Origin of the sequence: Moorena sp. SIO4E2 (genome assembly GCF_010671945.1) — a bacterium.
In the GTDB taxonomy this organism is placed as follows: domain Bacteria; phylum Cyanobacteriota; class Cyanobacteriia; order Cyanobacteriales; family Coleofasciculaceae; genus Moorena; species Moorena producens.
In genome coordinates this window covers 1-10,957 of sequence record NZ_JAAHIE010000232.1, presented here as the reverse complement: position 1 = coordinate 10,957, position 10,957 = coordinate 1, and the positions used below count along the sequence as shown (strand labels likewise).

Sequence of the window (10,957 nt, the reverse complement as noted above, 5' to 3'; positions counted from 1 at the left end):
CCTTAGTCAGTTTTGTCCTTAGTCAGTTTTGTCCTTAGTCCTTTGTGATCCACATTAAGTCTCCTGGTATTAACAAAAGACCAATGACCAATGACCAATTAGCGATGACTAGAGACTAATGATTCATGAACACGTTAGTTTCCAGACCTCACCAAAGAACTTATGATCACAGACCCTAACAAAGGTCGTCTACTCGCCAATCGCTATCAACTGGTCAAGTTGATCGGCAAAGGTGCTATGGGTCAAGTGTATCAAGCCAAAGATATGCTCCTCGGAGGTGTAACGGTTGCCGTCAAGTTTCTCTCCCATACATTATTGAACCAAAAAATGCGCGATCGCTTTGAGCGGGAAGCAACGATTTGCGCTTTGCTTGGTGAGAAAAGCAATCACATCGTGCGAGTTAGGGACTATGGCATAGATGAAAACGATATTTCCTTCTACGTCATGGAATACTTGGCAGGGGGAAATTTAAGCCAAATAATTCACACTAAAACCCTATCCTTACCCCGATTTTTGCATATTACCCGCCAAATTTGTCTGGGATTACAATGTGCTCACCAAGGCATTGTATTTAAAGGCACACTCACTCCAATTGTGCATCGTGATATTAAACCCAGTAACATTCTCGTTGTCGAAGATTCCTCCTTCGGTGAACTGATCAAAATCCTTGACTTTGGCATTGCTAAGCTTCTTCAGTTTGATGGTTCTCAAACCCATTCTTTTATGGGTACTCTAGCCTATTGTTCACCGGAACAAATGGAGGGAAAGGAACTAGATAAACGCTCTGATATCTATAGTCTCGGGGTGATGATGTTTGAGATGTTAACTGGTCACATGCCCATTCTTCCAGAAGATCATTCCTTTGGTAGTTGGTACAAAGCTCATCACTTCAGCCCACCTAAATCCTTTGGATCGATTAACCCCAAGCTAAAGCTGCCGAAGTCCCTAGAGAACCTAATCATGACCTGTATAGCGAAAGAGGTATCTGATCGTCCTCAAAATGTCGGGATTATCCTACGAGCATTGGATTCATTAAACGAAGGTCATGATCGCGGTCGCTATCTGGGTAATCGGATTCAAACAATACTATCCGAGAAGCCTCTGAGTAAGGCAACAGAAATACTTCCCGTATCAGGGAATGATGTTTCTCGGCGAACCTCCTGGCCCGATGACAAGCCTAAAGCATCTATTGTCTTTCCTAAGATAATTCGTACCACTAGCACAACCTTTCCTACCCTCTGGGTGATGCTTACTAAAGAAGAGATTGAGAACCGTCAGGTTAGTACACGCTACAACCAATTCTTGTATGTGATGGTACCTCATCCAATGGTGCTATGGATTACCGCAGTGCATAATCGCTACCACGGTGCTTGTTGGTTTCCTTGCTACTTAGACCTCAAAACAAATCAGGGTCAGAACATAATCAGACTTTTGGGAGATACTGGATATTACCGTATTTTGTTTTTTGCCAAATCACAACCAGAATACTGTGCTAATGTAATGACCTCAACCATTGCTCCTGCCCAACGCCAGCTATTCATTGATTGGGCGAATACGTCTAAGACAATAAAATCAACTAATCAAGGAATGTTGAGCAAACGAATACTTAAACAAGAGTTTGAAAAGCTGAAGCCGAAGATTTTAATGAAGTTAGAAGCTGCTCATACAGATTACCCTACTGATATCTCAGGTTAAAACTTGTTCCTGGCAATTGGTTCCTGGCAATTGGTTACTTTAAAAGATATTTATTTTTTTTCTATTTTCGATTTTACCTATTAAACCGTCAGCCAAAACTAATATAGGGATAGCATCAACTCCCGCTGATACTTTTTCGTCAGGGGATGGTCATTACCGAGCACATCAAACACCGCAATCATGGATTTTCTTGCACCATCATCTCTATAGTTACGATGTTTACTGACAATTTCTAAAAATATTTTGAGTGCTGCTTCATATTCTCCCTCTACAACTAACCGAGATGCCTGAGCAAATAACTGATCTAATTGACTTTCCCCAATAGGATTAGCCTGCTGCTTAAATTGAATCAATGCTCTAACTGCCTGAGCTCTAGGGAAGTATTCTCGATCATTGTATCCAATGGTTTCTAACACTGTGGTTGCCTGTTCTGGCTCATTAATATGAACCAAAAAATTGGCAACTTCAATGACTAAACTTTGATTCTCTGGATACTTGGCAATTAGCTGCTCAAACAGCTGTTTGGCTCGGGATATATCCTGAGTTGCCATGGCAACCCGAGCTTCTTCTAGTCCAATGTCTAGCTCAGACTTCAGATTTAACCTAGCCAACATTTCCCGCAACTGAATCTCTGGTAAAACCCCCACAAAACCAGGAATAATATCACCATTGGTGACAATTCTGACATCGGGTACTCCCTCAATTTTAAAGTTGTTCGCTAAGTCTTGGTTGCGGTCAATATCAACTTTTGCTAATACAAAGTCATATTCTTTAGCTAGTTTCTCTAAAGTTGGTTTGAGCAGTTGACAGGGGCCACACCAGGTAGCAAAGAAGTCTACTAATACAGGCTTCTCAAAAGACTTTTCTAAAACTTCAGTGGCGTAGTTGCTGCTAGTAACGTCTACAGAAAAACCCATATCAATTATTTCCGTTATCCTGTGAAATGAAAGATAAAATGTAAGTATTTAGCTCATGCTTACAAAGATAGGCAAGAGTAAGAAGAAGGAGGGGAGAATAGCAGGGAATTTTTACCAGAAAATATCCCCTCTCTTCCCACACTCCTACCTTCCGCCACACTCGACATCAAGTCAAGGTTTGAGCCTTAACGAGGGTGTCATTCCCCTCTAACCCTTACTCAGCCCGCAGAGGATGTAGCTAAGACTTTTCCTGAGCTGGATGCTGCACTGTCCCGGCTAGATTCTACGAGCTTGCCTAGGATAGCGCTAACGTTAGTCTTGGCATCACCGAAGAGCATATTGGTGTTTTCTTTGAAGAACAAGGGATTGCCAACGCCAGCATAGCCACTGGACATTCCCCGTTTCATCACCACCACGGTACCAGCTTTCCAAACCTCTAAGACTGGCATGCCAGCAATTGGGCTACTGGGGTCTTCCATGGCACTAGGGTTAACGGTATCATTAGCGCCAATCACTAGTACTACATCGGTTTCTGGGAAGTCCTCGTTAATCTCATCCATTTCTAGAACGATATCATAAGGCACATTTGCTTCAGCCAGCAGCACGTTCATGTGTCCTGGTAATCGTCCAGCGACTGGATGAATGCCAAAGCGAACATTGATACCGGCATTCCTCAAAATCTTGGTAATATCGGACACGGGATGCTGAGCCTGAGCTACTGCCATACCGTAACCGGGAACAATGATAACACTCTTGGCCCCTTGTAGCAGCTCTACGGTATCTTCTACTGTGGTCTCGGTGACTTGACCTTCGGGCTGATCACCACCTTTAGCTTTAGCTGTAGTTCCTGCACCTTCGCCGAAGCCTCCTAAAATCACGCTGAAGAAGGAACGGTTCATGGCTCGGCACATGATGTAGCTGAGGATAGCACCACTACTACCTACTAGGGCACCAGTGATAATTAACAGGTCATTGGACAGCATAAAGCCTGCTGCTGCAGCGGCCCATCCGGAATAACTATTGAGCATGGAGATGACCACTGGCATATCAGCACCCCCAATAGCAGCTACTAAGTGGATGCCTAAAACTGATGCGATCGCAGCCATAATCAACAGGGGTTGCAGACCAGTCGTCCCCTCTGCTGTCATGAACTGGTAACCCAGCCCGATCACAGCCCCAAGCATAGCCAGATTGAGTACGTGGCGTGCTGGTAACATTAGGGGTTTGCTGCTGATGATAGCTCGTAGTTTCCCAAAGGCTATCACTGAACCGGTGAAGGTAATTGCTGCAATGAACACACCAATATAAATTTCTAACTGGTGAATAGTTACTTCTGCACCCGTTAGGGATTCCTCCCCTTGCAGGTAATTGGCAATACCCACCAGTACAGCTGCAAGACCGACAAAACTATGGAGAATTGCTACCAGTTCTGGCATGGAGGTCATGGCTACCCGAGATGCCACGATCGCACCAATTATCACTCCTGGTAGAATCATCCCTCCCAGAGTGAGGTATGCCGTTACATCGCTACTTAGGGCAGTGGCAACAAAGGCAATCAGCATCCCAAGAATGCCGTAAATATTGCCTTTACGGGCGCTTTCCTGGTTAGACAATCCCCCCAGGCTGAGAATGAACAAAGCGCTAGCTGCAATATAGGCAACTGTCAACAGATTATTTGACATAGTCTCCTTAGTTTTATGGTGTTCAACTTGAATGTTGTTCGCCCTTGGCGTTCCCGAAGGGTAGGTTAGTTGGTTGAAGGTTAGTTGGTTGAAGGTTGAAGGTTAGTTGGTTGAAGGTTAGTTGGTTGAAGGTTGAAGGTTAGTTGGTTGAAGGTTAGTTGGTTGAAGGTTAGTTGGTTGAAGGTTGAAGGTTAGTTGGTTGAATGTTGTTCACCTTTGGCGTTCGGTGTAGGGTAGGTGGTTTGGTTGTTGGCCTTTGGCCTTCCGGAAGGGTAGGTTCAGAAGATAACCTGTAACCTTCAACCTGTAACCTGTAACCTGTAACCTGTAACCTGTAACCTGTAACCTTCAAACCTTCAAACCTTCAACCTTCAACCTTCAAACCTTCAAACCTTCAACCTTCAACCTTCAAACCTTCAACCTTCAAACCTTCAACCTTCAAACCTTCAACCTGTAACCTTTAACCTGTAACCTTTAACCGGCTAACCTATTTCTGAAACATCTTGAGCATGCGTTGGGTTACTAGGAAGCCACCGGAGATGTTGATGGTTCCAACTAAAATTGCGATCGCACCCAGAATAGTAGTAGGTGAGGTGGCTGCGCCGGAAATTTGCAGCATTCCACCAATGATGATGATGCCGCTAATGGCATTAGTAACACTCATCAAGGGGGTGTGCAGGGCTGGTTTTACGTTCCAGATCACTTGCCAGCCTACGAAGCAGGCCAGGATAAATACCGTGAAGTGGGAGAGGAAAGAAGGTGGTGCTCCGATTCCCAAGCCAACTAAGGCGAGTCCCACTAACACTGGCCAGAGCAAGCCCATGATACCCTTTGATTTCTTCGTCTCTGGCACAGACTGCTCTTTAGTTACCGCAGTCTGGGGTTCTGGTGCGGGTTTGGGAGGTGCTGGCGGTGTAGGCCGCTTGGGTGGGGGCCAGGTTACATCCCCAGCGTTTAGGACTAAGGCTCCCCGAACCACTTCATCCTCCATATCGACACGGTAATTTTCACTACCACCCATGTCCTTGAGGAGATGACAAAGGTTGGTGCCATAGAGTTGGCTAGATTGAGTAGCCATACGGCTGGGTAGGTCAGTTAATCCAATGATGGTCACACCTTTGTATTTGTAGACCTCATTGGCTTTGCTCACCTCACAGTTGCCCCCTTGCTCAGCTGCCATATCGACAACCACTGAGCCTTCTTTCATACTCGCTACCATTTCCTCGGTGATCAGCAGCGGTGCTTTTTTACCGGGGATCAGGGCAGTGGTGATGATGATGTCCACTTCTTTAGCCTGTGCAGCGAACAATGCCATCTCCGCCTCGATGAACTCTTTACTCATCACCTTGGCATAGCCCCCAGATCCGGTACCGTCTTCTTTGAAGTCCAGTTCCAGAAACTCTCCCCCCATGCTTTCCACTTGTTCCTTAACCACAGGGCGGGTATCGAAGGCGCGCACAACAGCACCCAGACCTTTAGCGGTACCAATAGCAGCTAGTCCAGCTACGCCAGCACCAATCACCAACACTTTAGCTGGGGGAACTTTCCCTGCTGCAGTAATTTGCCCAGTAAAGAAGCGACCAAAGTTATTCGCTGCCTCAATCACAGCCCGGTAACCAGCAATATTGGCCATAGAACTGAGGGCATCCATCTTTTGCGCCCTCGTGATGCGGGGTACCGCATCCATAGCCAACACTGTAGCCTTGCGGCTTGAGAGTTGTTCGAGCAGTTCTTGGTTTTGGCCTGGCCAGATAAAGCTGATTAAAGTGCCATTTTCCGATAGCAACTCAGACTCATGCTTGTTTAGAGTTGGATGCATCTGAGGAGGACGCACTTTTAGAACAATATCTGCCTCTGACCAAAGGCTATTGGCATCAGGGATGATTTGGCATTCTGCTTGTTCGTAAGCATTGTCAGGAAAATTCGCTGTCTCTCCTGCTCCCGATTCAATCAGCACATCAAAGCCAAGTTTCTGGAGCACCTTCGCTGTATCCGGTGTAGCAGCTACCCGGCATTCACCTGGGTAAATTTCTTTCGGGATACCAACCTTCATACGAGTTTTGGTTGGCTGTAAATCTAACGTTTCAGCCTCTTTGGGAATGGCTAGGGTCATTGACTCTCCTTCAGTTGTCTAAATGAAATAACGACGGAAAATTCGTTGATCACTAAGGTGGGTCTAGAAGCATCAGGCAAAGGATGTCCAGACCAGCCACTTTCAGGGGCTAAGGCCACCGTATTTCCTAACATAGCTTTTGGTCATGGGTGAAAAATACTCCTTAGGTGAGGACAACAAGAATCAGGAAAACTGGCGATAATAACTGTTTTCCCTAACTATTTTCGGTAAATAGAATCAAGTAACAACTTCTTTTAAAAATGTTGTCCCTTGATGACAATCTATCCTTCTATTTCTTTTGATTTCGAGTGGTTTTTAGCAACTTGTAGCTTCTTCCTGCTGGGGATGTTCACCCTGTTTAGAGGATTCCCAAGTTCAACTAGAACGGGATCAGTTTGCCCCCTGACACCGCCAATGCCCTTAAGGGTTGGTGATTGACTCGCTCTTGAGAGGAAAACCTCCCAGCCTTAATTGTCTGATCAGCTGACTGGCTTCCCATCTGTGCTACTTGTCCTTGTATGCTACTTGTCGTGGTATCCAACACCAGGCATGGCCTCTTGCTGAATTTGAACTGCTGGCATCAATTTCTCTATATAAATTTCCCTGACTGTTCAAATACATGTGTCCCCATAACCGGATCTCTTTTTGGATCCTATGGTGATCTGCCAAAAGAGAGGATTATTTTTAACTTGTTTTAGGAATTGTGCTGTTGCACTCAGTTGTCGTAGGTAATCTTTACTAGTCAGATCGATTCCGTCACTGACTATAGATGATGATGGTAATGGTGTAATAAAGTGTTATAGGTGATTAAAGTGTAGCGATAGTGTTTTGAAATTGGTATGAGGGTAAGCATTCAGCTATCAGCTATCAGCCATCAGCTATCAGCTATCAGCCATTGGCTGTAGGCCAAGCTACTTTGAATCAAATAAGCTGACGGCTGACCACTGACGGCTGACCACTGACCACTGACCGCTGACCGCTGACCGCTGACCGCTGACCGCTGAATGCTTACGTATTAGGGATATATTGCGTATATATATTGCGTATATTTTTGCGTATATATATATAAGTAGTACAGTTAAAAACAAATAACTGTGAACTGTCAGCTCAAGTAAGCAGCATGAGATTTATGCTATCCACACAATCTTCCATCAAACGTCTGATTTCCGCGATCGCATTAGCTGGTTGTGTCTTGACCGGGCTATCGGTTCGGAGCTTAGCCCAGAGTAATCCCGGATTGGTACTCTGGAGTGGTGTTAAGCGGGAAAATATCCTGAGATATCACCTAGATTTTAACGGTGCCCCCAATTACTGGGATCGTTACCGCTTGAGGATTCCCAAGAAGAAACTGGAATTGGGAGTTGCTCAGTTTTCTATTTCTTATCCAGATTACTACGATGGTAAGTTCGACGTGGACAAAATTGAAGTGCGCGTTGACGGTAAATCCCTCCCGGTCTCTGAAGTAGTCTGGGACAAAGAGAATTATAGCCTTCAGATTTACATGGAAGAGCCAGTTCCAGCCAAGCAAAATGTGGAATTAGTATTGTCCAATGTCAAAAACCCTGATGGGGGTACCTATTACTTCGTTTGTTATGTCTTAGCCCCTGGTGATATTCCACTACCCAGTTATGTCGGTACCTGGATTATGAGTATTGGTCGATAATATAGCAATTCTCAATTCGGTGAAGCGGAGCATGTTAGTTTTGTTAATCCCTGATTCAGATCCCCCGTTGCTCCCCCTTAGTAAGGGGGACTTTTGAATCTAATTCCCCCCTTTTTTAAGGGGGGTTAGGGGGGATCTATATACATAATTACAAGGGTGACATGCTCCCCAGTGAGGTAACTGCCAGACCCCCAAAACTAGTTTCCCCCTTTTGAATAGACCTCGCTGCCAAAGTAGCGAGGTCTATTGATGTCTTGTGCTAATTTAATGTCTCTTTAATTTCCCTTTTGTCTACATCAGTCATTATTTCGAGTCCCTTGGGAGTAGCCTTTAGGTGAAAAAGATAGCGACCGTTGATCATATAGATTGTGGTGATAGCTCCTATAGCAAAGATCAGGACTCCACAGAGCGGTAAGGTAATTTGCCAAACTGGGAAGTTGTACCTAATTAGTTTTTTCTGTTGATTGTGTGACATAGTGATTGAACACTTAGAGACGACTGGTTAAATAGCCACGATTTCCTCTTGAGTGCCTGCCTAGACGCTACAAACTATCGAGCAGGCTTTGAATCAGAGTAGAATTCCTACCCCAAAGAATTTTGGCGCAAAATTAGTACGCATGTTCTTTCACCGCCTACTAGCAGCTTTAGAGTCTGATCGGCAGGCTATATATTAATGTGCCTTTTCAAGGATTCTGTGACATTGAGTGGCTCATTCCTCTAGAGGTGCTGCTATTCAAAATTCAAGCACCCTGTTTTTTTTTAGACATTTTCCCGAGAGGGTGTCACATTTTCTGACAGTTCTGCACATATATCTAGAGGAACATTGATACGGAGATCGATTATCCTAATGACAAAAACCTACACTACACCAGACCTGATTATTCACAGTAATGTGGAAGATATCACCTTCAACATAAATGGATCTGATTGGATTTCAAAAGAAAATAACACCCAGGTCGCAAACTACACTACACCAGACCTGATTCTTCATGATTCTATTAAGAATTTATACGAATTAGGCAATATAAATACTATTAAGGACGAAATCTGGGGGGGTGACATGCAAGCTAAAATCCTTACTGCGTAAGATATTCAGCCCATCTGTTACAAAAAAATACATGCTGTTTTGGGCTGACCTTGGACGTAGTTATAAGGGTTTGAGCGTCCAGAAAATCAAAGAAGGGTCAATTTGGGAGTTTATCTTTCCTGAGAGAATTGGCATTAAAGCCTTATATAGTAAGCTTTTCAGGGCTCATGTCACCCCCTCAGGGACGAAATAATGATTGCAGCTAATCGGATTCCAAAGCAAAGTAACAGTTCCAACCCTACATCAGACCTTAGTCTCGAAGCTTCTAGTGTATAAACCAGGGTCAATCTAATTTCACAAGTCATATAGTGTTTTTTTATCTAATCAACACTATATATGGAAAATGCATTCTCAACAAGGACAAACAGGAGGTGGTGTTAAATGTCGCCATAGGAGACCTAATCAATGGGTGAAAAAACTTTAACCCCTCGGGAAAAGTTTGAATCAGTGGTTAAACATTTAGTTAACCCAACCTCTTTAAAAACTAATGAAGCAACATCTTATGCTGCATTAATCAATGGAATAAAGAAAAACCTACGGCAATTTAATTTCCCGGATGACCAAATCGACGAGGTAATTAATGAAACCTATTTACGGGGGATAAAATTTCTAGAATCCGGGCAAGAGATTAAAAACCCTAAAGCCTGGACCAGGGTGACTTCCTTGTATGTCATCCGTGAGATGAGCCGGGAACAAAAAAAAGAGCAGTTATGGGACTCTCATTTAATAGAGCATCAAAAAGCACTAGAAGACAGCCATAGCCTTTCCTCGGCAAACTCTGAGGATGAAAACTTAAAGCTGTTGGAGCTAGCTCTTCAAAAGTTAGAGCCAAAGGACTACAAACTAATCGTGTTACGGCACATAGAAGGCTTATCTTGGCAACAAGTAGTGAGCCATCTAGCTTCTAACGGAGAAGTTGTGACTGAATCGTCTGCCAGGCAACGAGGTAATCGTGCCCTAAAGCGTTTGCGCAAAATATTTTTTGAGCTTAAGAAGCATAATAAGTCAACAAAATCTTATGATTAGCTATAGCTAATTAGGGTGCGGAAACCGCTTGGGGGCATTCCTTCAGTGATTGCCCCAATCTTCCTTTATTAATTAAGCAATTAATATATATTTTTTAAACAATTTTCTTTTTAGAATATTTTATTTAATAAAATTTTATCAAATAAAATTACAGGATGAATTAATTAAAACAATGAGCATAATTAAACGAAAAAACAATAAATTATCAGAAAAATTAGCAGAAGAATATCGCCAGCTAATAGCTCTTACAGTTTTGTCTGAATTAGAAGCAAATCGGATGGCAGAAATCCTAGAGCTAGCTAATCTTGATGAATCCCTTAACTCCTTAATTGAGGAAATTGAAATGACCGACTATTTAAAACTAGAAAAGTGGAATCAAGGTCTTCGGAATTTACTCAACGTGGTTTCCACAGAGGAGCCATCCCCTAATACAGCATTCCAGGACTAAACCATCTGAAGGGGTGTAAGCATTCAGCGGTCAGCTATCAGTTATCAGCCATCAGCCATCAGCCGTCAGCCATCAGTGGTCAGTGGCACAGGCTTCGACGCTGTGATGCTTCGACGCTGTGACGCTTCGACGCTGTGACCTAACTCATAAACTGATAACTGATAGCTGATAGCTGATAGCTGATAGCTGATAGCTGATAGCTGATAGCTGATAGCTGATAGCTGATAACTGATAGCTGATAGCTTGCCTTGATAGATCACCCCTTGACATGGTATGATCAACAATCAGCTATAGTTGGCAATCAATCCTTTATAGTATTCGTACAA

Annotated in this window: 11 protein-coding genes; 5 read left to right on the top strand and 6 right to left on the bottom strand. The window is 43.7% G+C overall.

All coding sequences use genetic code 11. The features are described 5' to 3' along the window. The first annotated feature begins 162 nt into the window (after nt 1–162). Nucleotides 163–1,695, top strand: coding sequence for a serine/threonine-protein kinase (locus F6K37_RS21685; protein ID WP_009148798.1), 1,533 nt, complete (start codon nt 163–165; stop codon nt 1,693–1,695). Between the two features lie 98 nt (nt 1,696–1,793). Here the strand turns inward: F6K37_RS21685 and F6K37_RS21680 are convergent, their stop codons facing one another. The 4 genes from F6K37_RS21680 to F6K37_RS21665 form a co-directional block, all read right to left on the bottom strand. Beyond that, a complete protein-coding gene (locus F6K37_RS21680; RefSeq protein ID WP_009148796.1) occupies nt 1,794–2,612 on the bottom strand; it encodes a tetratricopeptide repeat protein in 819 nt (272 codons plus the stop codon). Between the two features lie 218 nt (nt 2,613–2,830). Continuing rightward, nucleotides 2,831–4,294 (bottom strand): Re/Si-specific NAD(P)(+) transhydrogenase subunit beta, encoded by a 1,464-nt coding sequence (gene pntB, locus F6K37_RS21675; RefSeq protein WP_009148794.1) that lies wholly within the window; start codon nt 4,292–4,294, stop codon nt 2,831–2,833. A 487-nt stretch (nt 4,295–4,781) separates the two neighbouring features. After that, complete coding sequence (gene pntA, locus F6K37_RS21670) at nt 4,782–6,407, bottom strand: Re/Si-specific NAD(P)(+) transhydrogenase subunit alpha (protein WP_009148791.1); 1,626 nt, start codon at nt 6,405–6,407, stop codon at nt 4,782–4,784. Nucleotides 6,408–7,318: 911 nt separating this feature from the next. Beyond that, entirely contained in the window at nt 7,319–7,495 is a 177-nt protein-coding gene (locus F6K37_RS21665; RefSeq protein WP_287252077.1) for a hypothetical protein, read from the bottom strand. A gap of 41 nt (nt 7,496–7,536) precedes the next feature. Between F6K37_RS21665 and F6K37_RS21660 the strand changes: the two genes are divergently transcribed. Further along, a complete protein-coding gene (locus tag F6K37_RS21660; protein WP_287252075.1) occupies nt 7,537–8,070 on the top strand; it encodes a DUF2808 domain-containing protein in 534 nt (177 codons plus the stop codon). Between the two features lie 259 nt (nt 8,071–8,329). Here F6K37_RS21660 and F6K37_RS21655 read toward each other — a convergent pair whose 3' ends face one another. Further along, entirely contained in the window at nt 8,330–8,545 is a 216-nt protein-coding gene (locus tag F6K37_RS21655) for a hypothetical protein (RefSeq protein WP_287252073.1), read from the bottom strand. A gap of 372 nt (nt 8,546–8,917) precedes the next feature. On the opposite strand from F6K37_RS21655, the gene F6K37_RS21650 reads away from it, so the two are divergent. The 3 genes from F6K37_RS21650 (at nt 8,918) to F6K37_RS21640 (ending at nt 10,631) form a co-directional block, all read left to right on the top strand. After that, nucleotides 8,918–9,157, top strand: coding sequence for a hypothetical protein (locus F6K37_RS21650; protein WP_287252071.1), 240 nt, complete (start codon nt 8,918–8,920; stop codon nt 9,155–9,157). Between the two features lie 405 nt (nt 9,158–9,562). Continuing rightward, a complete protein-coding gene (locus tag F6K37_RS21645) occupies nt 9,563–10,183 on the top strand; it encodes a sigma-70 family RNA polymerase sigma factor (protein WP_287252070.1) in 621 nt (206 codons plus the stop codon). A 172-nt stretch (nt 10,184–10,355) separates the two neighbouring features. Next, entirely contained in the window at nt 10,356–10,631 is a 276-nt protein-coding gene (locus tag F6K37_RS21640) for a hypothetical protein (protein WP_287252068.1), read from the top strand. A 65-nt stretch (nt 10,632–10,696) separates the two neighbouring features. On the opposite strand, the gene F6K37_RS21635 is transcribed toward F6K37_RS21640, so the two are convergent. Then, nucleotides 10,697–10,915 carry a hypothetical protein gene (locus F6K37_RS21635; RefSeq protein ID WP_071105390.1) on the bottom strand — a complete coding sequence of 73 codons (219 nt, stop codon included), beginning with the start codon at nt 10,913–10,915 and terminating at the stop codon, nt 10,697–10,699. Nucleotides 10,916–10,957 lie beyond the last annotated feature (42 nt).